A 26,637-nucleotide genomic window follows, 5' to 3' on the forward strand; every position below is an offset into this window, starting at 1 on the left:
ATCTGGACCCCGCGGTTCTCGGTCGCCACGACCTGGTACTTGCCCGAGTGGTTCCGGATGAGTATGCGGCGGCGCGAGAACGGCGGTGGACGGACTCGTGAGTGCGATGTCCTGCGAGTACCGTGGAGGGGTACTCAACTCCAACCGATCGTGCAACCGGTGAGGCGACGGCATCGACGCATGGAAGAGGCCGAAGGGGAGGACGGCCCCCTCGAAGAACCCGGCGGTGGCGCGCGCTCCGAGCCGGCCGGCACCACGTTCTTCGGTCCTGCGGCAGTCGTGCAGGGCACCGGAAACACTCAGATCAACCACTTCGGCGGCCGCCCCGACGACTCCCACGAGAGCTGGTTGGCCGAGTACCTCGTGGCCGCCGCCGACGCCTCGAAGGAGCACCCTTATCCCGCGGTGCTGCCCGGGCAGGGGCCGTCGCTGGACGCCGTCTACGTCCACCAGCGCCTCGGCAGCCTGACGGACGACGGGCTCCCGATGGAACCCGAGGCGGTCGAACGGATCCTGACGAGCGGCCAGACGTGCGCGGTGCTCGCCGGGGCCGGCGGCGGAAAGTCCAGCCTGTTGCGCACCCTTCTGGCGATCGGCGTGGACCGGCAGCTCAAGGGCGCCGAGGACGGCCCCGTACCGGTGCTCGTCCCCGCTGCGGCGCTGGAGGGCCGATCGCTCTCGAAGGCACTCTCCATCGCGGTACGGCTTGAACTGAAGGGCCTGGTGCGGACGTTGCCGCCAGACCTTTTCGGGGTCCCGCCGAGACCAGGCTCCTACTGGCTCGTCCTGGTCGACGAACTGGACGAGATAGCCGATCCCACCAGGCGCCGGAACGTTCTCCGTCAGTTGCTGGCGATCGAACGCAACCAGAAGAATCCGCAGTACCGCTTCGTCGTCGCCACCCGCCCTCTGCCGGACGGCGAGCTGGATCTGCTGGGCCCGGACGTCCCCCGCTACGAACTGGAGCGCTTCCAGCTCACCGAGCTGGAGGAGGTCGCCCGTCGCTGGTTCTCCGCCTATGGGCTGAACGACCCGTCCGGGCAGGCGCACCTGTTCGTCACGGATCTGGACCGGTCACATCTGGCAGGACTGGCGCGCATCCCCCTCATGGCTTCCTTGCTGTGCCAGCTCCACACGGCGACACCTGCGAAGCCCTTGCCCGCGGTGCGCGGAGCGATCTATGCGGAGTTCGCCCGGCTGCTGCACAAGCGGCAGTACAGCCCTGCCGAGCCGGGCAACCCTCGCGAGATCTGCGCCGGGTTCCAGCGTTACGGCGAGGCCGCCGTAGCGCGGGCCGAGCACACGCTCGGCCATCTGCCGGATCTCATCGAGCACTTGGCGGCAGAGCGGCGTGGCGGGAGCCAACTCGGCGCGGTCGAGATCGTGGCGATGCACCCGGATGCCGAACCCCCGCCCTACCCTGTGCCCCCGGACGAATGGCAGGGGTTCCTGGCCACCGCTCTGCGCCACAGCGGGTTTCTGACCTTCCACGCCGGTGACCACCTCTTCGCCCATCAGACGCTGATGGAGTACTGCGCCGCCCGGCACACCACGCGAGGCCCCGGAGAACCTCCCCTGCGACGGATCCTGGCGCGGTGGCGCAGTGACGATCCCTCCTATGTCGGCTTCCTCATCGACACCGCCTCGCCGAAGGCCAGGCGCAAGGCAATGCCGAAGCTGCGCCGTCTGGCGCGTCGCGGCGGGCTCGACGGGTGCCTCTTCCTCGCGGAACTCGCCGGCCTCGGCACGGACCTGCCGGACCACGTGCTCGATGCCACGGCCGACGGATTGGCCGCCGCCGCCCGGAACAGGAGAAAGGCCGAGAGGGACCGGACGCAGGCCGTCGTGGCGCTGACCCGGCTCTCCGGCCCCGATGTCCAGACAGTCCTTCACGGCCTCGTCCAGTCCGGTGCGCTGAACGGGACCGCACTGGTCGCCGCCATCGCGGAACTGCTGGAACTCGGTGATCCGCAGGTGCGCGAGATGCTCCACGACCTGGCTGTCAGCGACGCCCAGTACTCCGCCCACCGACTGTGGGCGGCCGGCCATCTGGCCGCCCTCGACGACCCGCGGCTTCCCGACGTGCTGTACGTCCTCGCCCTCAGCGCGCACGCCGACGCCGCGGACCGGGCCGTCGCGGCGGAGCGGCTGGCAGCTCTTCACGATCTTCGCGTCGCCGACGCCCACTACGCCATCGCGGCCGGCGCTTCCGCCGATGCCATGTATCGGGTGTCGGCGGCAATGGAGTTGGAGGCACTCCAGGACCACAGGCTGCCCGACGTGCTGTACGCGCTGGCGCGAGACCGTCGGGTGAACTTCTCCACGCGGCAGTGGGCCGCCCGGCGTGTGGCCCCCGGCGACGATCCTCGCACTGCCGGGCTCCTCCTCGAGCTGGCCCGCGACTCAGCCCTGGGGGAGGATTTCCGTCGATGGGCCACATGGGAACTGTCGGCACTCGGGCATCCCGACCTGCCGGACGTGCTCTACTCCCTGGCCTGCGACCCCGGTCTCGACGGTCACGCTCGCGTCAGAGCGGCCTGGGATCTCGGACGTACCGGAGATCCCCGGGCCCGGGAACTGCTGCGCTCGCTCGCGCTGGCGAAGCCGGGGCGCGCGCCCGGAACCCTGGGGGACGAGGGATCGAGGGCCAGGGCCGCCTCGGCTCTGGCCGCGCTGGGCAGCCCGATCGCTCCGGAGGTCTTTCACAACCTGGCCCGGGACAGGAGGCGCAGCTATCTCGACCGTCGCTTCTCCGTCCATCAGCTGGCCGACCTCGGGGACTCGCATGCGGCCGACGCCCTCCACACACTCGCGGTCGACACCACCCTCCATGTCTCCGTCCGCACCGAGGCGGCCTACGAACTGGCCGACTTGGGCGACCCTCGTGGGACTGACGTACTGCACTCACTCGTGCTCGACAACTCGCTGGAGAGGCAGGTGCGGGCGTTCGCCCTGCTGCGGCTCAGCGAGCACACCGACGCGCGTGTGCCGGGCATCCTCCGGGACCTGGCGACGCGGGAAAGCCTCTACAGCCCCTTGCGATCCCGGGCGATCGCTGGACTGGCGAAGCGCCATGAGGACTCCGTACCGGACATGCTGTTCACCGTCGCGGCGGACACCGACGTGGATGAGTCCGCCCGAAGTCTGGCCGCCCAGGCGCTCATGGACCGGGGTGACGCCCGGGCCCCGGATCAACTGCACGCGCTGGCCGCGGCATCGGCGTTGCGTCCCGCGACGAGGGAAGCGGCCATCACCTGGCTGGGCCGTACCCGTCGGCCGCGCGCCCACGCCCTCCTGTGCGACCTGGCTTCCTCCTCCGACCTGGATTCCGGGCTCCGGTACTCGGCCGTGCGCGCCCTGGCGCTTCGCGATGCTCCTGAGGCTCCCGAACTGTTCATCGCCCTCGCCCTCGACGCCGATGCCCGCCCGAGGGACCGCGCCGCCGCGGCCTACAACCTGACCGACCGAGGCGATCCCCGCGGCCCCGACCTTCTGTGCCGCCTGGCCCGGGACACCGCCCTCGACGACGAGTACCGTTTCGAAGCGGCTCAGGACCTGGCACATCTGCGTGATCCTCGCGGGCCTGACCTGCTCCACGAACTCGCTTGCGACACCGGTGTCGGATCCTTCACCCGACGGTCGGCGGCCAGGGAGCTCGCCCGCCACGAGGACCCACGGCTTCCGGCGTTGCTGCGCATCATGGCCGACGACCCCACGCTCGACGGCCTCTCCCGCTTCGTGGCGGTCCGCCGCCTCACGCGATCCGGTGATCCAAGCGGTCCGGAGCTCCTGCGCCGCCTCGCCGACGACCCCGGGCTGGACGCGGAGGTCCGCCACGAAGCCGCGCAGGAGCTCTCCTCTCACACCTCGCCGGCCGACCCCCGGGACCGACACGTCCTGCCGCACCGGCCGCAGGGGAAGGAGAGGTGATCACTCTTCCTCTTGCCGCAGTTCCTGTGCGGCGCTGCTGCCCGCGGCGGCCAGGGCGTCCATGATGACAATCAGAGCGTCGACGGCGCCCCGGAGGCCGACGGCCCGGGGAATCCACTGCTCCACCAGGTACGCGAGACCCGACGCGGCGGGCCAGCCCGATACCAGGCGTAGACATGTGCGTCGCCCTCGTAGACCTGTGGTCCGAGGCACAGGAGGTCCATGTCGATCCGCATGGATTCCGGTGGCGACGTGCCCAGGTCAGGAAGCACGCTGAGCTTTTCGTACCGCACGGTCGTCGCATGGTCCAGCAACGTGTTGATGACGGACAGACCCAAGGCCGGCCGGGTACACGGCAGAGCCCAGAACGGTCCGTAGTACCGGGCAGCCCGCGGCACTCCGATCCCGTGACCGAACCGGTGCTCTCGGACGCCGTCTCCTGTCGACGGCATGCCCCCTCGGGGGCGGTTCCCCGGCAGAACGACGTAGTAGGCGAGGGCTAACGCCCGACAGCATGCCGAACGCCTCCTCGACCGCCGCCACCGCGTCGTCGCGGGCGACGGTGACCACCCCAAGACCCGCGCGGCGGGCGGCGTCGGCCGGCGCCAGGAACCTGTCGCGGTCACCTTCTTGCACCACTTCCGCTCCGTCGAGCACGAGCAGGCGCACGGCGGTCATCGGCACGTGGGCGAACGGCTGAGACAGCGGTACGCCGACCACGGACTCCAGGATCGGCAGCGGCGGCCTGCAGTCGCGCAGGTCGACCACCACGACTGCGGCACCGGTCTCCCGGAGCTGGTCCACAACCTGCAGACACAGCACGGACTTCCCCACGCTCGGCTCGCCGTGCACCACCAGCCCACCGCCGGTCGATGCGGCCCGGGTCATCGCCGCGGCCAAGTCCCGCAGAGCGGCCGCTCGGTCCACGGATGCCCGCTCGATCCTCCCTCCGTCTCGGCGGACGCGGAGTTCGTACGGCGTTCGAAGCCTGAGCTGCTGCTCGAAGTCGTCGAACGTGGCCGAGGGCGATCGTGGGTCGCTGTGGTAGCTGCGCTGATCGAATTAGTTGGTCTGCTGGTTGTGGTCGCCGAGCTGTACCGCCGTAGGGCCTGTGTACGTGTCGCCCGGCGCCGGGATGTCCGCACCGCCGGCCTCATCGGTGCCGCGGGTCATGCCGGGCTACAGCGAGGAATTGAAAGTGTTGGTCTGGTGATTGTGGTCACCGATCTGCACAGCTGCCGGTCCGTTGAAGGTGTGTCGGACGGGTGCGCGTTCGGTCTCGGAAGGCGCGGTCTGCGCGTCCCGGGGCGGCAACTGCGGGAGGGAACCGAGTGCGGGCTCCGTCTCGTAGGGCTGGTCGGTGAGATAGCGCAGCAGTTTCTCGGCGCCCGCGAGGTCGATCGGGTCGACGGTGTAGTGGGTGACGGTGTGACCGCCGAGAAACGCCGGCAGGTCCTCCCGGCTGCCTCCGGGGAGCACCACACGCAGGATCCGCTCGTACCAGTCGGTGGGGTTGCGATAGACCATGTCCTTGATCAGCCGCGCCTCCCAGGCCACGCCCTCTCCGACTCCGGGGGCCTCCGCCCCTTCCGCCCGTCGCTTGTAGGCGGGTGAGGCAATCGTCAGTACGTAGTCGGCCGCCTCGAACTCCCGCTGCATCCACGCGGCCCAGTCCTGGGGCCGCTCCGCGGCCGGCCGGTCCAACCGTGCGTCGATGCCATGGCGTCGCAGCAGGATCCACAGCGCACGTACCCGGTCCGCGTGAGCACCGTCGTCGGCCTCGTGCGCGTAGGAGATGAAGACCCGAGGGCCATCGGGCGAGACGCTGCCGGTCTCTCCGCCCTCTGTTGTACGTGTCACCTTGGAGTCCTAGTCGTTGCACCGCCCGCGGCTGACCGTGCTGTCATGTGCGGAGTTGACGGCACGGTGAGTCACCTCGGACCCGCACGAAGACGTCTCCATAGTAGAGGTGCGGCGACTTGCGCTCAGACCCATCCTGGAGGTCGGGTCCCCGACTCACTCCGGCCGACGGCTGTCTTTCCGGCGCGCCGCCGGTCGTGCTCGAAAGGTTGTACTCCAACACGCAGAACACGCTCAACGGGCAGGCGCCCGGCGACGCGAACATCAAAAATGCCGCCGCACGGCTCAGCACTCCCACCGTGGGATCTTGCAAGATTTCCGTGAGGTGAGCGAGTGTGGCCCCTACGAACCCGGCACGCAGGTGACGGTCGCCGCGCACCACACGATCGTCGCGCACTTCAGCCAGACCTCGTGATCGCTCGCCCTTCCCGCCACTGAACAGCCCACGACACAGCAGCGCTGCCCAGGCGGAGGCATCAACCCTGCCTCTTCGCTCGTGAAAGGGGCCGAGCCGCCGGCGTCGCCCCCTACAAGGTGCGCCCCTCCGCATCCGTCAGCGTCTCGAAGGCCGCGTGGGCGAAGTCGAGGACGCCGATCTCGTCGCGCGCCGCCTCCGGCAGGCGGGCGTAGGTGAGCCGCAGGGCACGCAGCACGCCCACTCCCGCGCGGGCCAGGACGGACGCCCGCAGCACGCTCTCCGGCGCGGCCGGGTCGGCACCGTCCACCGTCATGCGGTCCAGGAACGCCGATGCGACGGCTTCCTCCAGGTCGAACAGGAGGAAGCGTTCGCCGCGCCCGGACGGAGCGGTCGACAGGGGCTGCGGTCCGGCGAGGAGGATCCCGGCGGCCCAGTCATCGCGAGCGGCGAGCTCCAGGACGGCGTTGCGCAGGGCCGCGAGGGGAGATTCGCCCTGCGGGCGGGCCCTGATCGCCTCCTCCAACAACGGGATGAAGTCCCGGACGTGCTGCAGGATCAGGCTCTCCTTGGACGGGAAGTAGCGGAAGAAGGTCCGCTCCCCGACGCCCGCGGCGGCGGCGATGTCCCGCACGGTCGTCGCCTCGTAGCCGTTTTCCTGGAACAGCCGCGCCGCCGCGTGGATCAGCGCCTCATGCGTGCGCCGCTTGTTCTGTTCCCTGCGTCCCGGTTCTGTCGCGCTCTCCACACCCCGAGTATCCCAGCCCCACGAAAACTTGGCAGTCCTGCCACTTTGTTATTGTGGCAGGACTGCCAGTTTTTGGGACCGCTTTCTCACCATGGAGCGCCATGCCCGCCTTCCTTCACCGCCTCGGGCGCCTCGCCTTCCGCCGCCGACGACGCATGCTGGCCCTGTGGTTGGCGCTGGTCGCGGCCGCCGTGGTCTGCATGACGGCCTTCGGTGGCACCGGCAAGCTCGACAACACCTTCTCGATCCCCGGCTCCGAGTCCCAGCGGGCCCTGGACCGGATGAAGACCGACTTCCCCACCTTCTCCGGCACGAGCGCGCAGATCGTGTTCACCGCGACGGACAGCCGGAAGGTGACCGACCCGGCCGACAGCACCCGTATCCGGGCCGCTCTGGACGCGGCCGGGTCCTCGCCCCAAGTCGCCAAGGTGGTGAGCCCGTTCGACGCTCACACCATCTCCGCCGACGGCACCACCGCCGTCGCACAGGTGCGCTACGAGGTCCCGCAGAGCGCGTTGGAGCCGAACGCGCTGGACGCGCTCAAGTCCGCCGTGGCCGGGGCGAACCAGCAGGGCATGCGGGTCGACGTCGGCGGCTCCGCGTTCGGCAACGCCCCGTCGGAGTCCCACGGCAGCGACATCATCGGCATCGGCGTCGCCCTGGTCATCCTCACTCTGACCTTCGGCTCCCTGCTGACCGCCGGAATCCCCGTCGTCACGGCGCTCTTCGGCGTCGCCACGGCCATCTTCGGCGCGCTGTCGCTCACCGGGACCGTCTCGATCTCCTCGACCGCGCAGAGCCTGGCCCTGATGATCGGGCTCGCGGTCGGCATCGACTACGCCCTGTTCATCGTCAGCCGTCACCGGTTCCACCTCGCCCACGGCATGGAACCGGAGGAGTCGGCCGCGCTGGCGGTGGGCACGGCGGGCAGTGCCGTGGTGTTCGCCGGGCTGACCGTGGTCATCGCGATGACCGGTCTCACCGTGGTCGGCATCCCCTATCTGACGGCCATGGGACTGGCGGCAGCCGGTGCGGTGCTGATCGCCGTACTGGTCGCGACCACACTGCTGCCCGCGATCCTCGGCTTCGCCAGTGCGCGCCTGACGCCCAGGCCGGGCTCCCGCGCGATGCGCCGCGAGCGAGCCGTCGGCGGTGCGGGCGAGAACGCCCTCGACGCCACCGGCGCGAACGTCGTGAGCGGTTCCGGGGAGAACGTCGTGAGCGGTACTGGCGAGAACGTCGTGAGCCGTACCGGCGAGCGCGTCATGGGCTCGGCCGCCAACGCCGCCGAGCGCTGGTTCCGGCTGGTCACCCGCCGTCCCCTGTTGACCCTGGTCGCGGTGGTGGCCTCCGTCGGCGCGCTGGCCTGGCCCGCCCACGACATGCGCCTCGCCCTGCCCGACAACGGCACCGCGCCCAGCTCCTCCTCACAGCGCATCGCCTTCGACACGGTCGGCGAGAAGCTCGGGCCCGGTTTCAACGGCCCGCTCCTCGTGTTGGCCGACACCAGCCACAGTTCCGACCCCACCACGGCCGCCCAGCGGGTCGCCGCCACCATCGGCGCGCTGCCCGACGTGGCCACCGTCGGCAAGCCCGTGGCCAACCCGGCCACGCACACCGCGCTCATCCAGGTGATACCGCACAGCGCGCCCAGCGACCCGGCGACCAAGACCCTGGTGAACACCATCCGCGACGACCGGGCCGCGATCCTGCGGAACACCGGCGCCACCGTCCAGGTCACCGGCAGCACGGCCGTGAGCGTCGACGTCGCCGCGAAGTTGAACTCGGCGCTGATCCCCTTCGCCGCTGTTGTGATCGGGCTGTCGCTGCTCCTGCTGCTCCTGGTCTTCCGCTCGCTGGTAGTGCCCCTCAAGGCCGCAGCGGGCTTCCTGCTCTCGATCGCGGCGACCCTCGGCGCGGCGGTCGGCGTCTTCCAACTGGGCCATCTCGGCAAGCTGATCGGTGTGGACACCACCGGACCGGTCAGCAGCTTCCTGCCGATCATCCTGCTGGCCGTGCTGTTCGGCCTCGCGATGGACTACGAGGTCTTCCTCGTCTCGAGGATGCGGGAGTCCTACCTCCGCACCGGGAATCCGCTGGGCGCGGTGCACAGCGGCGCGCGCCACAGCGGGCGCGTCGTGACGGCCGCGGCCCTGATCATGACCTCGGTCTTCGCCGCCTTCCTCACCTCCGACAGCACGATGCTCAAACAGATCGCCTTCGCACTCGCCGCCGGTGTCCTGCTCGACGCGTTCGTCATCCGGATGACCTTCGTCCCGGCCGCCCTGGCACTGACCCGGCATGCGGCCTGGTGGCTGCCGAAGTGGCTGGAGCGCCGCCTTCCCGACCTCGACATCGAGGGCGACCGGCTCGACCACGCGCACGCCGCGGCCCTACCGGAATCCGCGCCCCTACCCCGTACCGGGGCGGGCGACGCCGAAGGCGCGAGGGCGTCGGCCACCCCGTCGACGGCCGACTGACGACACCTCACCTCCGCCCCGCCGGATCCGGTGATCCGGCGGGACGGAGCGTCGGCCGACGGTCCTACGGGATCGCCTCCCCCGCGACAACGATCTCCGCCACGCCGTCCCGGTCCTCGCCGACTTCCCGGCCCTCGCTGATCTCCCGGTCCCTACCGACCTCCCGGTCCTTCGTGACTTCCCGGTCCTTCTTGAACTGAGTGCGGTACAGCTCCGCGTACCGGCCCTCCGCCGTGAGCAACTCCTCGTGCGTGCCCCGCTCCACGATCCGCCCGGCCTCCACGACGAGGATCACGTCAGCGGTCCGCACGGTGGACAGCCGGTGCGCGATCACCACGGCCGTACGCCCTTCCAACGCCTCGGTGAGCGCCTCCTGGACGGCCGCCTCCGAGGTGTTGTCCAGATGGGCGGTGGCCTCGTCGAGGATGACGACACGCTGGCGGGCGAGCAGCAGCCGGGCGATGGTCATGCGCTGGCGCTCGCCGCCGGAGAGACGGTAGCCGCGCTCGCCGACCACGGTGTCGAGGCCGTCGGGCAGGGAGCGTACGAGGTCTTCGAGACGGGACCTGCGCAGTACGTCCCACAGGTCGTCCTCCGTCGCGGAGGGATGGGCCAGGAGCAGGTTGGCGCGTACCGAGTCGTGGAAGAGGTGACCGTCCTGGGTGACCATGCCGAGGGTTTCGCGCATCGACTCGGCGCTCAGGTCGCGGACGTCGACGCCGCCGATACGGACGGTGCCCTCGTCGGTGTCGTACAGGCGCGGCAGCAGTTGGGCGATGGTCGACTTGCCGGCGCCGGAGGAGCCGACGAGGGCGACGGTCTGGCCGGGCTCGGCGCGGAAGGACACGCCGTGCAGGACCTCGGCGCCACCCCGGGTGTCGAGGGCTGCGACCTCCTCCAGGGAGGCGAGGGAGACCTTGTCGGCGGAGGGGTAGGCGAAGCGGACGTCCTCGAACTCCACGGCCGCCGGCCCTTCCGGGACCGTACGGGCGTCCGGTTTCTCCTCGATGAGCGGCTTGAGGTCGAGCACCTCGAAGACGCGCTCGAAACTCACCAGGGCGCTCATGACCTCGACGCGCGCCCCGGCGAGCGAGGTGAGCGGGGCGTACAGGCGGGTCAGCAGCAGCGCCAGTGAGACGACGGCGCCCGGCTCCAGGCTGCCGCGCAGCGCGAACCAGCCGCCGAGCCCGTACACGAGCGCGAGGGCCAGGGCGGAGACCAGCGTGAGGGCCGTGATGAACGCCGACTGCGCCATCGCCGTACGCACCCCGATGTCCCGCACCCGCCGGGCCCGCGCCGCGAACTCCGCGGACTCGTCCTCGGGCCGCCCGAAGAGCTTGATGAGCGTGGCGCCGGGCGCGGAGAACCGCTCGGTCATCCGGGTGCCCATCGACGCGTTCAGGTTCGCCGCCTCCCGTTGCAGACGTGCCATCCGGCTGCCCGTCCGCCGCGCCGGCACCACGAACACCGGCAGCAGCACCAGCGCGAGCAGGGTGATCTGCCAGGACAGGGTGAGCATGACGGCGAGGGTGAGCAGCAGGGTGACGAGATTGCTGACGACTCCCGACAGTGTGTTGCTGAAGGCGCGTTGGGCGCCGATCACGTCATTGTTGAGTCGACTGACCAGCGCGCCCGTACGGGTACGTGTGAAGAACGCGACCGGCATGCGCTGCACATGATCGAACACAGCCGTCCGCAGATCGAGGATGAGCCCCTCGCCGAGCGTCGCCGACAGCCAGCGGCCGAGGAGCCCGAGCGCCGCCTCGGCGAGCGCGATGAGTGCGATGAGCACGGCAAGGCGGATGACGGTGGCTTCGTCGCCGCCGGACACGATGGCGTCCACGACGCGCCCCGCGAGCACCGGCGTCGCGACGGCCAGCAGCGCGGTCAGCACGCTGAGGACCACGAACTGGCCGATACGACGGCGATGCGGACGGGCGAAGGCGGCGATGCGACGCAGGGTCGCGCGGGCGAAGGGACGGCGCTCCTGCTGCGCGTTCATGACGCTGTACAGCTGGGTCCAGGCTGTGCTCTCCATGCTCATGGGAGTGACCGTAGGACCTCAAGCGTCGTTGAGGTCAATGCTTCCTGGACGAATTCCACGCACACGACGGAAAGCGCGCGGGAACACACCGAGGAACACACCGAGGAACGCGTCGCAGAACACGGCGAAGAACACAGTAAGGAATCCATGACGGCACCCACGACGGCGACGCCCTCTCCCGCACCTTGCCCGGCACGTCAGCCGCCGGACGCGCGCCCGCAACCCCCCGTTGGCGCGGCGTGGAGAACCTCTCCCGATGTGACAGCGGTTCGACTTCCCCAGAAGCTTCCCCAGGGGTTCCCCCAAGGATCCCGACGCTTCCCGCTCAGGTCGGTCCTGTGCCTGATCCCGCTCGCCCTCGTCCTGGTCGTCGCGGCGCGGCATCGGTCCGTCCTCATGGAGGGCTTCGGCCATCTACGCTCGGCCGAATGGCCGTGGCTGCTGGCCGCCGCCGTCGCGACCTGCCTGACCTGGGTCGCCGCGGCCTCCGCCCGGCAGGGCGCGGTCGTGCAGCGCCTGCCCGCGCGCCGGCTGCTCGCCACCCAGTTCGCCGCGGGCGCGGCCAACCACCTGCTGCCGACCGGTCTTGGTGCCAGCGCGGTCAATCTGCGCTTCATGACCGTGTGCGGCGTCCCGCTCGCCCGCTCCTCCGCCGCGCTCGCGCTCTACATGCTCGCGGAGTCGATCGCACGGCTCACCCTCCTGGTGGGCCTGCTCATCGCGTTCCCCGGAGCCCTGCACATCGGATCCCTCCTCCCCTCAGGCGCGATCGGCCCCTTGCTGCTCGCCGCGGGAGTGGTCCTCCTGGCCGCGGTGGCCACGCTTCTTCTCGTGCGACGGCTGCGCAGGGCCGTGTTCTCGTTCCTGCGCACCGCGCTCGGCGAGGCCCGCTCCGTGCACTCCCGTCCGGCACGCGCGCTCGCCCTGTGGGGCGGATCGCTCGCCTTCCCGCTGCTGCAGGCCGCCGGGCTGACCGCGGTCGGTCAGGCGATGAACCTGGCGGTGCCGCCCCTGCACATGGCGCTCGCGTATCTGGCGGCGACGGCGGCCGTCGCGATGGTGCCCACGCCGGGCGGCATCGGTTCGGTGGAGGCCGCGCTGATCGTCGCGCTGGTGGCGGCGGGCGGCCCGGTGGCCGTGGCGACGGCGGTCGTGCTGGCGTACCGGATCATCACGGTGTGGGTGCCGCTGCTGCCCGGGGCGCTGACGCTGGGGGCGCTGGTCCGTCTGAAGGTGATCTGAGCGGCACGGATCCGCGCCGCCGGCAGCTCCGGAGTAACCTCCCCGTACGCCGCTCAGAAGAAGGCGTACACGGCCGCGAGAAGGGGACAGCACGATGTCGGTCCGGATCGAACGCCAGGGGTACGTCACCACGGTCGTCCTCTCCCGCCCCGCCGCCCGCAACGCCGTGGACGGCCCGACCGCCGCCGAACTCGCCGACGCCTTCCGGGAGTTCGAGGCGGACGAGACGGCTCGGGTGGCGGTGCTCTGGGGCGAGGGCGGCACGTTCTGCGCCGGCGCGGACCTCAAGGCGATCGGCACCGAGCACGGCAACAGGGTCGCGCAGGACGGTGACGGGCCGATGGGTCCCACCCGGCTGCGGCTGTCCAAGCCGGTCATCGCGGCGGTCGCGGGGCATGCCGTGGCGGGCGGCCTGGAACTGGCGCTCTGGTGCGATCTACGGGTCGCCGAGCAGGACGCCGTCTTCGGCGTCTTCTGTCGCCGCTGGGGCGTCCCGCTCATCGACGGCGGCACCGTACGGCTCCCCCGCCTCATCGGCGCCAGCCGTGCGATGGACATGATCCTCACCGGCCGCGCGGTCCCGGCCGCCGAAGCGTACGAGATGGGCCTCGCCAACCGGCTCGTCCCGACCGGCCGCGCCCGGGCCGAGGCCGAGGAACTCGCCGCGGCCATCGCCGACTTCCCCCAGTCCTGTCTGCGCAGCGACCGCGCGTCGGTCCTCGACCAGGAGGGCCTGGTCGAGGCGGCGGCCATGCGCGTCGAACTCCGTTACGGCATGGATGTGTTGGCCGAGGGCATGGAGGGCGCCGCCCGCTTCGCCTCGGGAGCCGGGCGGCACGGCTCGTTCACGGCGAGGTAGCGGGTCGGGGCCTGTACTGTGTCGCGGCCCGTCGGCTGGATCGGATCGGCCTCGATCGGATCGGTCTCGATCGGATCAGCCCCGACCGAGGCCCTGGTGACGGGCCGGCAGGTGTGCCGGAGACGTGTGGGCCCGGTAACGGACGTACCCGTGAGTACGGCAGGATGAGAGATCGCCCCGGACGACGAACACACGTCCGGGCGTGATCGTGCATTCCCGGATTCGAGCAGGTGGCAAGTGACGACACAGCACATCCGGCCCGCGGGCCTTCCCCTCCGTCGCACGGGAGGCGGCCGGTGAAACACTCCCTCACACTGGACGACCTGATGATGGCCGGGATCCCCGTGGTGGCGGGTCTGCTGGCCGCGTTCCTGTTGCGCATACTGCTGCGCTGGCTCGGCAAGCACGCCTCGCGCACCCGGTGGAGCGGTGACGACTTCATCGTCGACGCGCTGCGCACGCTCGTCCCCTGGGGAGCGATCGCCGCGGGCGTCTCGGCGGCGGGCGCGGTGCTTCCGCTGACGGCTCCGGTCGGACGCAACGTCAACAGGGTCCTGACCGTAGTCCTCATCTTCGTCGCGACCCTGACCGCGGCCCGGGTCATCACCGGCCTCGTCCGGTCGCTGGCCCAGTCCCGCTCGGGTGTCGCGGGTTCGGCCACCATCTTCGTCAACATCACCCGGGTCGTGGTGCTGGCGATGGGCTTCCTCGTCATGCTGCAGACGCTGGGCATCTCCATAGCCCCGCTGCTCACGGCACTGGGTGTGGGCGGTCTCGCGGTGGCGCTCGCCCTTCAGGACACCCTCGCCAACCTCTTCGCGGGCGTCCACATCCTCGCTTCGAAGACGGTCCAGCCCGGCGACTACATCCGCCTCAGCAGCGGCGAGGAGGGCTACGTCGTCGACATCAACTGGCGCAACACGACGGTCCGTCAGCTCTCCAACAACCTGGTCATCATCCCCAACGCCCAGCTCGCGGGCACCAACATGACCAACTTCAACCGCCCCGAGCAGCAGATGACTCTCATCGTCCAGGTCGGCGTCGGCTACGACAGCGACCTGGAGCACGTCGAGCGCGTGACCACGGAGGTCGTCACCGAGACGATGACCGAGATCACCGGCGCGGTCCCGGACCACGAGCCCGCCGTCCGCTTCCACACCTTCGGCGACTCCCGCATCAGCTTCAGCGTCATCCTCGGCGTCGGGGAGTTCAGCGACCAGTACCGGATCAAGCACGAGTTCATCAAACGCCTGCACAAGCGGTACCGGGACGAGGGCATCCGGATCCCGGCGCCCACGCGGACGGTGGCGCTGCAGCCGGGCGGGGCCGAACTGCTGGAGGCGGGCATCCCGCACCAGCGCGAGGTCACGTCGGGGAGGTAGAGCCGGGCGCGGCGAGCCCGGCCCGGCTCCCTGGTCCGTGTGCCGTCAGGGCCGGTCCGTGTGCCGTCAGAGGGTGGCGGTCGAGTCGGGGTAGTGGCCGGGCTCACGGTTGCGCGGCGCGAGCAGGCCCGGGGGCACCGGGGCGGACCGGTCCTGCCCCGAGACCTCGGAGGCGATGGCGATGTAGTCCTCGGTGCTCGCGGAGGAGCCCCGGTGGCACTCCAGGAAGGTGCGCTCGATGCGGTGGAAGGCGTCCTCGCCGACCAGCTCGCACAGCGCGTACAGCACCAGGACGCCGCCCAGGTAGCGCTGGTTGTCGAAGAGGTTCACGGCGTTCGGCGCCGCGACCGGCCCCGAGGACCGCCGCCACAGGTCGCCCCTGGCGTACGTGTCCTTCATCCGGGCTTCCATGCTGGTCAGGCCGAGCGAGTCGGGCCAGCCGCAGCTCGTAGCGGGTGCATCAGGTGCGCGCCGATCTTCCCCTCCTCCGGGAGCAGGAAGTTCGGCTTGTAGAGCGTGAGAGTCCGCGTCTCCAGGCCCGTGAAGTCGAAGGCCTTCGGATCGTCGGAGTTGCACGGCAGCAGACCGTACGTCTCGAAGGGGAACGATCCGAGCCACCGCTCCACCCACTCGACCAGGCCTGGGGTGAGGTCGAGCGCGGGTTCGAGGGCGGCGGCCCGCGTGGTCGGGACGACGTCCCGCAGCGGCAGGCCGTGTGGCCCCCGCCGGTCCTTGACCGTGTAGTCGCCGACCGTGATCTGCACCAGCTCCGTGGCCATGGGGTGGCATGAGCGGTAGATGTACGCGGTCCTGTCGCCGTCCAGGTTCTCGGTGCGGACCAGGGGGCCGTTCGCGACGCCGCGCAGACCGCTGGGGACGGTGACGCGGAAGCCGAAGGCCGCCTTGTCCGTGGGGTGGTCGTTGCAGGGGAAGACGGTGTGGGCCGAGTTCGGCTGGGCGCAGACCGCGAATCCGTCGGAGGTGACGACCCAGCCGGTGTGCGCGAGCGTGCGGCTCGGGTCGGCGGAGTACTCGACGCGGACGGTCACCCGGGCGTGCTCCTGCACAGGGCGCGCCGGGGTGACCCGCAGCTTTTCGTTTATCTGTTCGAATATCGCCGTGCGGCCGCCGACCGCACGGAACGGATGTCCAGACCGAACGCGTCGAGCGAGAAGTCGAGGTGGTACGCGGTGACGCGGTAGCCGTCGTTGCCGAGAGCCGGGAAGACGGGATCGGGATCGGGATCGGGATCGGGCAGGGTCTCCGCGCCGGAGGTGCCCCCACCCCGTAAGGCCGGGGGTTTGGGCGTGCGCCGCCCAGGTCCCCGCGGTGAGCGCCGCGGCCGTGCCGATCAGCGCGGCAGCGGGGGCCGTCACTCTCGTGCGATATCTCCCGGTTCGCTTTCGTTCGGAAGGACGAGCTGGTCAGGTGGGCGTTCGTCCAGCAGGAGCGCGAGCGCGCTGAGGGCGGTTGCGTGCGACGAGCCATTTCTTGTTCACGGCGATGGCGGACGGACCCCTGTCGAGCCGGGGTCGTTCACGAGATATCTTGATGTCGAGCAATGTTGCAGACGTGGAGCGGAGCACCCGGTGACTGACTCGACCATCATTTACACGCACACTGACGAGGCCCCGGCCCTGGCGACGTATTCGTTCCTGCCGGTCGTCCAGGCCTACGCCTCGCAGGCGGGTGTCACTGTGGAGACCCGTGACATCTCGCTGGCCGGGCGCATCCTCGCGCTCTTCCCCGAGTTCCTCGAGGAGGGCCAGCGCGTTCCCGACGCCCTTGCCGAGCTCGGTGACCTGGCCAAGACGCCCGAGGCCAACATCATCAAGCTGCCCAACGTCTCGGCCTCGATCCCGCAGCTGAAGGCCGCGGTCGCCGAGCTCCAGGAGCAGGGCTACGCGCTTCCGGCCTACCCGGACGACCCGAAGTCGGACGAGGAGCGCGACATCCGCGCCCGTTACGACAAGGTCAAGGGCTCCGCCGTGAACCCGGTCCTGCGCGAGGGCAACTCCGACCGCCGCGCCCCCGCGTCGGTCAAGAACTACGCCAAGACCCACCCGCACCGCATGGGCGCCTGGAGCCCCGAGTCCAAGACCAACGTCGCCACCATGGGCGCCGACGACTTCCGCTCCACCGAGAAGTCCGCGGTGATCTCCGAGGCGGGCTCGCTCCGCATCGAGCTGGCGGGCGACGACGGCTCCACCACCGTGCTGCGCGAGTCCGTACCCGTCCTCGCGGGCGAGGTCGTCGACGCGTCCGTCATGCACGTCGCGCCGCTGCGCGAGTTCCTCACGGCGCAGATCGCCCGTGCCAAGGCCGAGGACGTGCTGTTCTCCGTGCACCTCAAGGCCACAATGATGAAGGTCTCCGACCCGATCGTCTTCGGCCACGTCGTACGCGCCTTCTTCCCCAAGACGTTCGCGAAGTACGGCGAGACGTTCGCCGCCGCCGGTCTGACCCCGAACGACGGTCTGGGCGGCATCTTCAAGGGCCTCGAGGCGCTGCCCGAGGGCGCCGAGATCAAGGCGTCCTTCGACGCCGAGCTCGCCGAGGGCCCGGCCCTCGCGATGGTCGACTCGGACAAGGGCATCACCAACCTGCACGTCCCCTCCGACGTGATCGTCGACGCCTCCATGCCGGCGATGATCCGCACCTCCGGCCACATGTGGGGCCCGGACGGCCAGGAGGCCGACACCCTCGCCGTCCTCCCGGACAGCAGCTACTCCGGCGTCTACCAGGTCGTCATCGACGACTGCCGCGCCCACGGCGCCTTCGACCCGTCCACCATGGGCTCGGTGCCGAACGTCGGTCTGATGGCGCAGAAGGCCGAGGAGTACGGCAGCCACGACAAGACCTTCGAGATCCCCACCACCGGCACGGTCCGCCTCGTCGACCAGGCCGGCAACGTGGTCCTGGAGCAGGCCGTCGGCGCGGGCGACATCTTCCGCGCCTGCCAGACCAAGGACGACCCGATCAGGGACTGGGTGAAGCTGGCCGTCACCCGCGCCCGCGCCACCGGCGACCCGGCGGTGTTCTGGCTGGACGAGACCCGCGCCCACGACGCGCAGCTGATCGAGAAGGTCAACGCGTACCTGCCGGAGCACGACACCGAGGGCCTGGAGATCAAGATCCTGTCCCCGGTCGAGGCGACGAAGTTCTCCCTGGAGCGCATCCGCAAGGGCCTGAACACCATCTCGGTCACCGGCAACGTCCTGCGTGACTACCTGACCGACCTGTTCCCGATCCTGGAGCTGGGCACCAGCGCCAAGATGCTCTCGGTGGTTCCGCTGATGGCGGGCGGCGGCCTCTTCGAGACGGGTGCCGGCGGCTCCGCCCCGAAGCACGTCCAGCAGCTGGTCAAGGAGAACTACCTGCGCTGGGACAGCCTGGGCGAGTTCTTCGCCCTCGCGGCCAGCTTCGAGCACCTCGCGCAGAGCACGGGCAACGCACGCGCCCAGGTGCTCGCCGACACCCTCGACCGCGCGACGGCGACCTTCCTCAACGAGGACAAGTCGCCGACCCGTCGCGTCGGCGGCATCGACAACCGCGGCAGCCACTTCTACCTGGGCCTGTACTGGGCACAGGAGTTGGCCAAGCAGACCGACGACGCGGACCTCGCCAAGGCGTTCGCCCCGCTCGCCGAGACGCTGACCGCGCAGGAGCGGACGATCGTCGACGAGCTGCTCGCGGTCCAGGGCAAGCCCGCCGACATCGGCGGCTACTACCAGCCCGACCCGGCCAAGGCCACGACCGTCATGCGCCCCTCGGCCACCTGGAACGCGACGCTCGCGACCCTCGCCTGACACACCGTCGGCGCCCACGCGTCACCACCGCACCGCCCCGGCCGGGCTCTCCGGCCGGGGCGGTCGCGTGTCCGCCGACGCCTCTGCCCCCGACGGCTCACCCTTACGCGCGCAGGCAGGTGACATCGGCGGTCCACCTGGGTGATCAGCGGTGGCGGGCCGGAACACCCGCTCTTAGCTTCGGCCTATGACGAAACGACAGATGGCCTACCTCGCCTGCACCGCAGCCGTCACGGCGTCGGTGCTGGGTGCCGCCCCGTCGGCCGAGCACCGGACGGTGCACTCGGTCCACCCCGGCGAGTCGATCCAGAAGGCCGTGAATTCCGCACAACCGGGGGACACCGTCTTCCTCTTCCCCGGCACCTACCACGAGAGCGTCCGCGTCACGGTGGCGAACCTGACGCTGCGCGGGTCCGGTGCCCGTGCCACCGTCATCGTGCCGGGCAAGGCCTCCGACAGCAGCTGCGCCAAGGCCGGCAACGGCATCTGTGTCACCGGAACGGACAAAAACCGCGTCAAGGGCGTCACCGTCAGCTCACTGACCCTCAGAGGCTTCGCCAAGCAGGGCCTGTGGGCGTCGGGCACCGACCGGCTGACGGTCCAGGACGTGGTCGCCGAGAAGAACGGCCAGTGGGGCATCGCCCAGGAGCGCTCCGTGCGCGGGGTGTTCCGCTACAACCTCGCCCGGAACAACGGCGACGCCGGACTGTTCCTGTCCAACACGGTCAGCACCGAGGAGGGCGCCCGGGACACCCTGGGGACGGTCGTCAGTCACAACCTTCTGGCCGGCAACCGGATCGGCGTCACGGTCAGACGGCTGCGGAACCTGACCGTCGATCACAACGAGGCGACCGGCAACTGCGCCGCGGTGTTCGTCGTGGGCGACGAGAACAAGCCGCGCGTCGGGGCGCTGAGCGTGCTCCGCAACTACGTCCACGCCAACAACAAGTACTGCCCCAAGACCCCCCGTCTGCCCTTCCTGCAGGGCTCCGGGATCGTCCTCACCGGCGCCGAGAAGACACTGGTGGCGGAGAACAGGGTCGAGGACAACGTGGGCACCTCCCCGCTGTCCGGCGGCATCGTGCTCTACAAGAGCTTCGTGGGCGCCGTCAACGAGCGCAACGAGATCCGCGACAACGTGGTGCAGCGCAACGGCAAGGCCGACCTCGCCAACCGCGACCGCGTCAAGGGCAAGGGCAACACCTTCCACGGCAACACCTGCGCGCACTCCGAGCCCGCCGGACTGTGCTGACCCCTCCCCCTCCCCCCACCAGCACGACCCCAGAAGCGAGGCACGACCATGACCACTGTTGATCCGGCTCCCCCGACCACGGTCGATCCGGCTCCCCCGCCGCCCTCCATGCGGCTGCGGGAGCTCGCCTTCGGAGCGGCGTGCGCCGCCGCCGTACGCGCGGCCGCCCGCCTCGGCGTGGCGGACGCCCTGGGCGACACGCCCATGCGCGTGGAGGACCTGGCGGCGACAGTGAAGGCCCAACCGAAGACCCTGCGGCGGCTGCTGCGCGCGCTGTCCTGCCAGGGGGTCTTCACCGAACTCCCGGACGGCACGTTCGCACACACGGAGATGTCCCGGCTGCTGCGCGAGGACGACCCGCACAGCCTCCGCTACATCGCCCTGTGGTGCACCGAGCCGTGGACGTGGAATGTCTGGCCGAAGCTCGACGAGGCGGTGCGCTCCGGCCGGAACGTCTTCGAGGACGTGTACGAGCGGGAGTTCTTCGACTACCTCAACGAAGAGGCCCCGGAGTCGGCGTACGTGTTCAACCGGGCCATGACGACGTCCAGCGAGCAGTCGGCGCGGGACGTGGCGAACCTTCTCGATCTGCGGGGCGTGTCCTCGGTCGCGGACATCGGCGGCGGTCAGGGCCAGGTCCTGGTCAGCCTGCTGGAGAAGCACCCCGGGATGCACGGCACGCTGCTCGACCTGCCCGGAGTGGTGGAGAACGCCGATCCCCGGCTGCGCGGCGGCGGTTCGCTGGCCGAGCGGGTGCGCGTCGTGGCCGGGGACTGCCGTGAGGACATCCCGGTCCAGGCGGACCTGTACATCATCAAGAACATCCTGGAGTGGGACGACGACAGCACCCGCAGGGCACTGGCCAACGTCCGCAAGGCGGCGCCGCCCGGTGCCCGCGTCGTCGTCATCGAGAACCTCGTGGACGACACCCCGTCGATGCGGTTCACCACGGCCATGGACCTGCTGCTGCTCCTCAATGTCGGTGGTGCGAAGCACACCCGACAGAGCATGGTCGACCGGCTGACGGACGCGGGGCTCGTCATCGACGAGTTCCGTCCGGTCAACGCGTATCTGCACGCCTTCGAGTGCACGATCCCCGGCTGATCCGGCCTTCCCGGCGCACCGGGAAAAACCCGAGGCCGCCGGCTCCGCGTCCATCGCGGGGTCGGCGGCCTCGGGTTGTGTCCGGGCGTTCGCCTCAGGAGACGGCGTCCCGCTCCCAGCGGTAGAAGCACTGGGCCATGGCGTCCTTGGGGCTGCGCCACGTCTGCGGGTCGTACGCGCTGACGTACGCCGACAGCTGCTCGCTGACGCTCCGGAACTCGGGGTGCCCGACCACCTTCGCGATGGCGGGCGCCGGGTCCTTGTCGGCTTCGATGAGGTGCATGTACACATCACCGAACTGGAAGAGGCTGCGCCGCTTGACGCCGATCAGGTGCGGGAGTTCACCGCGGTCGGAGGCGGCGAACACATCGGCGATCGCCGGGGCCGAGTCGGGCGCCATGCGCGCGACGATGAGGGCGTGGTGCATCGGATGTCCTTCCTGGGCTTCGGCTGTCAGCCGGGCAACGGCGCGTTCTGACGGTCGCGGGCGACCTTCTCGATCCGGTCCCGGATGAGCTCCATCTGGACGCGGGAGTTGCGGTTGATGTTGTCGGTCATCCAGGCGTCGTCGACCGGGGCCTCGGGCTTCATCGCGAAGTCCTGCACCCAGTGCATGTGGGTGCCCTCGGGGGTCTCCTCGTACTCCCACCGGATGTTCATGTGGTCGAAGGGGCCCGTCTCGACGCGGCGGGCGCGGACCGTCCGCCTGGCACGGTCCACGGTCCGCTCCGAGACCCAGCTCCAGACCTTGCCGTTCTCGTCCGGGTGCATGGTCAGGCGGAACTTCGTCGTGTCGCCGTCGCGGGAGAGCACCTCCAGTGACGCGTACTCGCTGAAGAGCTGCGGCCAGTTCTCGATGTCGTTGGTCACGTCCCAGACGAGGTCGAGAGGGGCGTCGATGGTGATGCTGTTCTCGGTGTGTCCTGCCACTTTCAGGCTCCAGCCTTGAGGGTGTTGTTGACGAGGTCGAGGAACTCACGGGGGGTCTTGCAGCGCTCGGCGTCGGGGGGCAGCGGCTGGCTGTACCGGTTCTCCAGCTCACCGACGATGCCGAGCAGGCCGAGGGAGTCGAGGCCGAGGGTGCCGAACGGGGAGTCCGACGACTTCTCGAGGTCGTTGGGGTCGACGGAGACTCCGGCCGCCTTCTTCATCAGCGAGGCCAGTTCGATGAGGGTCACTTCAGTGGTGATCATGGGTCTGTTCTCCTTCCCGCCCGGTCCTATCGGGCGGAGTCGCCGCCGCGGCGCACTACCAGCGCCGCGTTGGAGCCCATCAGTCCCCTGCTGAGGACCAGGGCCGTCTGCAGCTCGGCGGGGCGAGCGCTCGACATCACCAGGTCGAGGTCGTGGCAGATGTCGAACACGTTGGGGGTGGGGGGTACCTGACCGTTCTCCATGGCGAGCACCGCGGCCGCGGTGTCCAGCACGGGTGCCCCGCAGTAGGCCCGCCCGATGCCCGTCTTGGGCGCCGTGACGGGGACCCGGGTGCCGTGCTTACCGAGGGCGTCGGCGATGGCCAGGGCTTCGGCGCGGTCCGCCTCCGGAACGCCCAGGGCGTCGGCGAACACGACGTCGATCTCCTCCGGAGCGCAGCCGGCCTCGTCGAGGGCGCCACGGATCGCGTGGGCGAGACCCTCTCTGGACCGCTCCCAGCGGGAGGCTCCGGTGAACGTGGCCCCATGGCCGGCCACGGTGGCCCGGACGGCCGCCCCGCGCTCACGGGCGCGGGTCTCGTCCTCCACGACGAGCATGGCTCCCCCCTCCGCGGGAGCGAAGCCGCACGCTCCCGCGGTGAAGGGCCGATAGGCCTGACCGGGATCCTCGGCGGTGCTGATCTCGGGATATCCGAGCTGGCACACCATCGAGTACGGGGCGAGGGGGGCCTCCGCGGATCCGACGACCACCGCCCCGGTGCCGCGCCGTACACCCCGCGCGGCGAGCGCGATGGAGTCCAGGCCACCCGCCTCGTCGCTCGCGACCACTCCACAGGGCCCCTTGAAGCCGCCCCGGATGGAGATCTGGCCGGTGCTGGCCGCGTAGAACCAGGCGATGGACTGGTACGGGCCCACGTACCGGGATCCCTGGCCCCACAGCTTCTGGAGCTCGCGCTGTCCGAACTCGCCGCCACCTGATCCGGCGGCGGTGATCACGCCGATGTCGTACGGGTCCGCGGGGTCACCGTGGCCGAGGCCGGCGTCGTCGAGGGCGAGCACGGTCGCTGCCATCGCGAAGTGGCTGAAGCGGTCCGTCTGGACGAGGAACCGCTCCTCGATGAGGGCCGCGGCGTCGAAGGCCCGGACCTCGCCCGCGATACGGAGCGGCAGGTGCTCGCATCCCTCGCGGGTGATCCGGTCCAGGACGACGAGGCCTTCTCTGACGGACTTCCAGTACGCGTCGGCGCGCAGTCCGTTGGGCGCGATCACACCGATGCCGGTGATGGCCGCGCGCCGGGGGCGCTGAGTGCGCTGAGTGGTCATCGGTTCCTCCCACCCGGCCCGGTCAGGAGCACCGCGGACTGGAATCCGCCGAATCCGCTGCCCACGGAGAGCACGTTGTTCAGCTTCCGCGGACGTGCGGTGCACGGCACGTAGTCCAGGTCGCACTCGGGGTCGGGAGTTTCGTAGTTCGCCGTGGGCGGCACCACTTGGTGCTTCAGGGCGAGGACGCAGGCGACGACCTCGATCGCGCCGATCGCGCCAAGCGAGTGCCCCACCATGGATTTGATGGAGCTCATGGGCGTCTTGTAGGCGTGCTCGCCCAGGGACCGCTTGACCGCGGCGGTCTCGTGCCGGTCGTTCTGTCGGGTGCCCGAGCCGTGCGCGTTGACGTAGTCGATCAGGGTGGGGTCGACGCGGGCCTGGGCGAGCGTGGTGTCGATCGCCCGGGCCATCTCCAGCCCCTCACTGGTCAGACCGGTCATGTGGTAGGCGTTGCCGTAGGTGGCGTAGCCGCTTATCTCGCAGTAGATGCGCGCGCCGCGGGCTCGGGCGTGCTCGTACTCCTCCAGGACCAGTACCGCGCCGCCCTCGCCCATGACGAAGCCGTTGCGGTGGGCGTCGAAGGGCCGGGAGGCGTGCTCGGGGTCGTCGTTGTTGGGTGAGGTGGCCTTGATGGCGTCGAAGCAGGCCATGGTGATCGGGGATATCGGAGAGTCCGACGCCCCGGCTATGCAGACGTCCGCCCGGCCCTCCTCGATGGTGTGGAAGGCGTAGCCGACCGCGTCGAGTCCGGAGGTGCAGCCGGTGGAGACGGTCTGCACCGGTCCCTGGGCACCGAACTCCTCGGCGACGACCGAGGCCAGCGTGCTGGGCGAGAACGCCAGGTGCAGCTGCGGGTCGGCCGCGCGGTGGTCCACGTCCCACCGCCGGCCCCTTTCGCTGACCTGGACATAGTCGTGTTCCAGGCGGGTGGTGCCGCCGACGGCGCTGCCCAGGGAGACCGCGACCCGCCAGGGGTCCTCCTTGCCGGTGTCGAGTCCGGAGTCGCGGACGGCTTCCCCGGCCGCGACCACCGCGAACTGGATGTACCGGTCGGCGTGTTCACTCAGCTCCGGGTCGAGGCCGTGCGCGAGCGGGTCGAAGTCGCATTCGGCGGCTATGCGGGAACGCAGGCCCGCCGGGTCGAACAGCGAGATGCCACGGGTCGCGGTGCGGCCGTTGGACAGGAGGTCCCAGAACGCCGTCGCCCCGGTGCCGCCCGGAGCGACCACACCGATACCGGTGACGGCCACCCGCCGGGTCACTTTATGGCCCCACTTCGCTCGGACGGCTGTCCGTGGTCCGGCGCGGACAGGTCCGCCCCGGCGGTGGCGAACTCGGGGCCGGGCGCGGTGTCGTCGGTCACCTCCGTGTCGACGTGGCCGAGGCTCGGACGCGGAGCGAGCGGGCCCAGGTGGAAGACCATGCGGGCTTCCGTGTCGCCGACGTTGCGGAAGCGGTGCCGCATGTTGATCGGGATCAGCAGACCCTGATCGGGCCGCAGGGCGAAGGTGTCGCCGTCCAGGTCCACTTCGAGGGCGCCGTTGACGACGTACACGAACTCCTCGGAGTACGGGTGGTAGTGCTCACCGATGCGCTCGCCGGGCTGGATGAGGGCCAGGCCCATGAAGCCGCTGGTGGACCCCGCCGTGGCGGGCGTGAGCATGGCCCGGATGTCGCCTCCGCGCCTGCGGTTGGGTTCCGTCTCGCTCAGGTCCACGATGCGTGGATGCTTCTTGAACATGCTTGATACCTCCGGGTGGGGCAGTGACGTCCGGGGAGGGAGGGCCGCGGACGGAGCCGCGGCCCTCTGTCAGGAATCCGCCGAGCGGTCGGTGACGGGCATCATGTCGACGTGCGACAGGAGGCGGTTGATGTTGCGTTCCGTCTCCAGGGAGCCCTCGACGCCGATCGCGGCACCGTCGAGGAGACGCTCCAGCTCCGCGGCCTTCTTCGCGCCCTTGACTCCGAGCGCGGCGACGGGGTCCGCGTCCAGTTCGCCCGTCACGTCGATGAGACGCACCACGATGTCGTCACGCTGGAAGACCGTGCTCCGGTACACCGGGCTCTTCGGGTCCTCCGCCGCGGCTTCGTCCTGGTGGGCGAGCAACCTGGCAAGCTCCATCCCGCAGCCTGGCTTGGCCGGGTAGTAGAGCGCGTGGCGGCGCACGTCCTCGGGTGCCTTGCGGCCGGACGTCACGTGGTGCACGGACGGCAGCGCGGCCCGGGTGAAGAAGACCCGCGCCGAGTCGGGGTCCCTCAGGTCCCGGTCCTGCTCCAGGTACGGGTTGATGGCCTCCTCGACCGCCCGTACCTCGGGCTGACGGGCGACGTGACGCAGTGCCGCCATGAGGTCGCCCTCCACCTCCACCGCACGCACGACACGGTTGCCGTGCATGAAGAGGGAGGTGCGCCGCAGCCGCGTGGTGTCGTCGACCTGGGCCTGGGGGGACTCGTATCCGGCGAGGATCTCCGCGACCTTCGACTCGGTGCCCGGTTTGACGGTGAAGGTGAGTGCGTGGCGTGCCACACCTTCGCCCACCCGAGCCTCGACCTGCATACCCGCCTGGGCCGACTTGTGGCCGTTCGGCTGGGCGGGGCTGGTCTCCCGAAGGATGCTGTAGCGCATCGAGCGGGTGTCCCGGACGCAGTTGTGCATCGGCCGGACCGTCTCGACGTGCTCCTCGCTGTTCACCCAGGCGAGGAAGGGCGGGGCGCTCTCCCATTCGCTGGTGATGAGCCACTGCGAGGGGTTCTCGATCGACTGGCAGAGCTGGTCGCTGAGATGTCCGGGGACGGACGCCACCTGATTGCGCATGTGCTCGTACGCGTCGAGGAACTGCTCCTGGGCGCCTTCGTACAGGTCCAGCAGCAGAATCACCCGAAGCCTGGAGCCGTCGAACGCCGATTGCGATATACGTCCCGAAGTAGTCATCCGGCACACCTCTTCTCTTCTTCACGGAAGGTCAGGAACGACCGCCGTGTCCCAAAGGCCGGGGTCGCCATGTGCCGATCGTTGACGCGACCCCCGAGGCG

22 protein-coding genes are annotated in these 26,637 nt (G+C 70.2%); 8 read left to right on the top strand and 14 right to left on the bottom strand.

Going from position 1 to position 26,637, the window contains the following annotated elements; genetic code table 11:
• Window positions 1-180 precede the first annotated feature (180 nt).
• Window positions 181-3,930: a HEAT repeat domain-containing protein gene (locus SMIR_RS00295; RefSeq protein ID WP_168498379.1), complete on the top strand. Its 3,750-nt coding sequence runs from the start codon at window positions 181-183 to the stop codon at window positions 3,928-3,930.
• Here SMIR_RS00295 and SMIR_RS44225 read toward each other — a convergent pair whose 3' ends face one another.
• The 4 genes from SMIR_RS44225 to SMIR_RS00305 form a co-directional block, all read right to left on the bottom strand.
• On the bottom strand, window positions 3,931-4,056 hold the full coding sequence (locus SMIR_RS44225; protein ID WP_282190339.1) for a hypothetical protein: 126 nt from the start codon (window positions 4,054-4,056) through the stop codon (window positions 3,931-3,933).
• A 135-nt stretch (window positions 4,057-4,191) separates the two neighbouring features.
• The gene (locus tag SMIR_RS44750) at window positions 4,192-4,857 is read right to left on the bottom strand and encodes an ATP-binding protein (RefSeq protein WP_422664382.1); all 666 of its coding nucleotides are present in this window, start codon (window positions 4,855-4,857) and stop codon (window positions 4,192-4,194) included.
• 252 nt (window positions 4,858-5,109) lie between these two features.
• Window positions 5,110-5,790 (bottom strand): toll/interleukin-1 receptor domain-containing protein, encoded by a 681-nt coding sequence (locus SMIR_RS00300; RefSeq protein WP_168498377.1) that lies wholly within the window; start codon window positions 5,788-5,790, stop codon window positions 5,110-5,112.
• 527 nt (window positions 5,791-6,317) lie between these two features.
• Window positions 6,318-6,953, bottom strand: coding sequence for a TetR/AcrR family transcriptional regulator (locus SMIR_RS00305; protein ID WP_168498376.1), 636 nt, complete (start codon window positions 6,951-6,953; stop codon window positions 6,318-6,320).
• A gap of 101 nt (window positions 6,954-7,054) precedes the next feature.
• Here SMIR_RS00305 and SMIR_RS00310 point away from each other — a divergent pair, with 101 nt between their 5' ends.
• A complete protein-coding gene (locus tag SMIR_RS00310; RefSeq protein ID WP_212726287.1) occupies window positions 7,055-9,433 on the top strand; it encodes an MMPL family transporter in 2,379 nt (792 codons plus the stop codon).
• Window positions 9,434-9,497: 64 nt separating this feature from the next.
• Here SMIR_RS00310 and SMIR_RS00315 read toward each other — a convergent pair whose 3' ends face one another.
• Complete coding sequence (locus SMIR_RS00315; RefSeq protein WP_249938597.1) at window positions 9,498-11,471, bottom strand: ABC transporter ATP-binding protein; 1,974 nt, start codon at window positions 11,469-11,471, stop codon at window positions 9,498-9,500.
• Between the two features lie 264 nt (window positions 11,472-11,735).
• Between SMIR_RS00315 and SMIR_RS00320 the strand changes: the two genes are divergently transcribed.
• The 3 genes from SMIR_RS00320 to SMIR_RS00330 all read left to right on the top strand — a co-directional run bounded on the left by SMIR_RS00320 (window position 11,736) and on the right by SMIR_RS00330 (window position 14,960).
• Window positions 11,736-12,719, top strand: coding sequence for a lysylphosphatidylglycerol synthase transmembrane domain-containing protein (locus tag SMIR_RS00320; RefSeq protein WP_248003297.1), 984 nt, complete (start codon window positions 11,736-11,738; stop codon window positions 12,717-12,719).
• Window positions 12,720-12,813: 94 nt separating this feature from the next.
• The gene (locus SMIR_RS00325) at window positions 12,814-13,578 is read left to right on the top strand and encodes a crotonase/enoyl-CoA hydratase family protein (RefSeq protein ID WP_101402266.1); all 765 of its coding nucleotides are present in this window, start codon (window positions 12,814-12,816) and stop codon (window positions 13,576-13,578) included.
• Window positions 13,579-13,874: 296 nt separating this feature from the next.
• The gene (locus SMIR_RS00330; RefSeq protein ID WP_101402265.1) at window positions 13,875-14,960 is read left to right on the top strand and encodes a mechanosensitive ion channel family protein; all 1,086 of its coding nucleotides are present in this window, start codon (window positions 13,875-13,877) and stop codon (window positions 14,958-14,960) included.
• Between the two features lie 66 nt (window positions 14,961-15,026).
• On the opposite strand, the gene SMIR_RS43145 is transcribed toward SMIR_RS00330, so the two are convergent.
• Both SMIR_RS43145 and SMIR_RS43150 read right to left on the bottom strand, forming a co-directional pair.
• On the bottom strand, window positions 15,027-15,359 hold the full coding sequence (locus SMIR_RS43145) for a hypothetical protein (protein ID WP_248003296.1): 333 nt from the start codon (window positions 15,357-15,359) through the stop codon (window positions 15,027-15,029).
• A gap of 17 nt (window positions 15,360-15,376) precedes the next feature.
• On the bottom strand, window positions 15,377-16,336 hold the full coding sequence (locus SMIR_RS43150) for a gluzincin family metallopeptidase (protein ID WP_349636885.1): 960 nt from the start codon (window positions 16,334-16,336) through the stop codon (window positions 15,377-15,379).
• A gap of 213 nt (window positions 16,337-16,549) precedes the next feature.
• Between SMIR_RS43150 and SMIR_RS00340 the strand changes: the two genes are divergently transcribed.
• The 3 genes from SMIR_RS00340 (at window position 16,550) to SMIR_RS00350 (ending at window position 21,125) form a co-directional block, all read left to right on the top strand.
• On the top strand, window positions 16,550-18,769 hold the full coding sequence (locus SMIR_RS00340) for an NADP-dependent isocitrate dehydrogenase (protein WP_168498370.1): 2,220 nt from the start codon (window positions 16,550-16,552) through the stop codon (window positions 18,767-18,769).
• Between the two features lie 187 nt (window positions 18,770-18,956).
• On the top strand, window positions 18,957-20,021 hold the full coding sequence (locus SMIR_RS00345) for a right-handed parallel beta-helix repeat-containing protein (RefSeq protein ID WP_168498368.1): 1,065 nt from the start codon (window positions 18,957-18,959) through the stop codon (window positions 20,019-20,021).
• Between the two features lie 48 nt (window positions 20,022-20,069).
• Window positions 20,070-21,125, top strand: coding sequence for a methyltransferase (locus SMIR_RS00350; RefSeq protein ID WP_168498366.1), 1,056 nt, complete (start codon window positions 20,070-20,072; stop codon window positions 21,123-21,125).
• 94 nt (window positions 21,126-21,219) lie between these two features.
• Here SMIR_RS00350 and SMIR_RS00355 read toward each other — a convergent pair whose 3' ends face one another.
• The 7 genes from SMIR_RS00355 to SMIR_RS00385 all read right to left on the bottom strand — a co-directional run bounded on the left by SMIR_RS00355 (window position 21,220) and on the right by SMIR_RS00385 (window position 26,536).
• A complete protein-coding gene (locus tag SMIR_RS00355; protein ID WP_054232638.1) occupies window positions 21,220-21,552 on the bottom strand; it encodes a TcmI family type II polyketide cyclase in 333 nt (110 codons plus the stop codon).
• A 26-nt stretch (window positions 21,553-21,578) separates the two neighbouring features.
• Window positions 21,579-22,055: an SRPBCC family protein gene (locus SMIR_RS00360; RefSeq protein ID WP_101402260.1), complete on the bottom strand. Its 477-nt coding sequence runs from the start codon at window positions 22,053-22,055 to the stop codon at window positions 21,579-21,581.
• 2 nt (window positions 22,056-22,057) lie between these two features.
• A complete protein-coding gene (locus SMIR_RS00365; RefSeq protein WP_168498364.1) occupies window positions 22,058-22,318 on the bottom strand; it encodes a phosphopantetheine-binding protein in 261 nt (86 codons plus the stop codon).
• 26 nt (window positions 22,319-22,344) lie between these two features.
• On the bottom strand, window positions 22,345-23,601 hold the full coding sequence (locus tag SMIR_RS00370; RefSeq protein ID WP_067361020.1) for a ketosynthase chain-length factor: 1,257 nt from the start codon (window positions 23,599-23,601) through the stop codon (window positions 22,345-22,347).
• Window positions 23,598-24,866 carry a beta-ketoacyl-[acyl-carrier-protein] synthase family protein gene (locus tag SMIR_RS00375; RefSeq protein ID WP_168498362.1) on the bottom strand — a complete coding sequence of 423 codons (1,269 nt, stop codon included), beginning with the start codon at window positions 24,864-24,866 and terminating at the stop codon, window positions 23,598-23,600. The genes SMIR_RS00370 and SMIR_RS00375 overlap by 4 nt, the downstream gene beginning before the upstream one ends.
• On the bottom strand, window positions 24,863-25,345 hold the full coding sequence (locus tag SMIR_RS00380) for a cupin domain-containing protein (protein WP_075030275.1): 483 nt from the start codon (window positions 25,343-25,345) through the stop codon (window positions 24,863-24,865). The genes SMIR_RS00375 and SMIR_RS00380 overlap by 4 nt, the downstream gene beginning before the upstream one ends.
• 69 nt (window positions 25,346-25,414) lie before the next feature.
• Window positions 25,415-26,536 carry a SchA/CurD-like domain-containing protein gene (locus tag SMIR_RS00385; protein WP_168498360.1) on the bottom strand — a complete coding sequence of 374 codons (1,122 nt, stop codon included), beginning with the start codon at window positions 26,534-26,536 and terminating at the stop codon, window positions 25,415-25,417.
• Between the last annotated feature and the right edge of the window lie 101 nt (window positions 26,537-26,637).

It is taken from the genome of Streptomyces mirabilis, from assembly GCF_018310535.1.
Classification (GTDB): Bacteria; Actinomycetota; Actinomycetes; order Streptomycetales; family Streptomycetaceae; genus Streptomyces.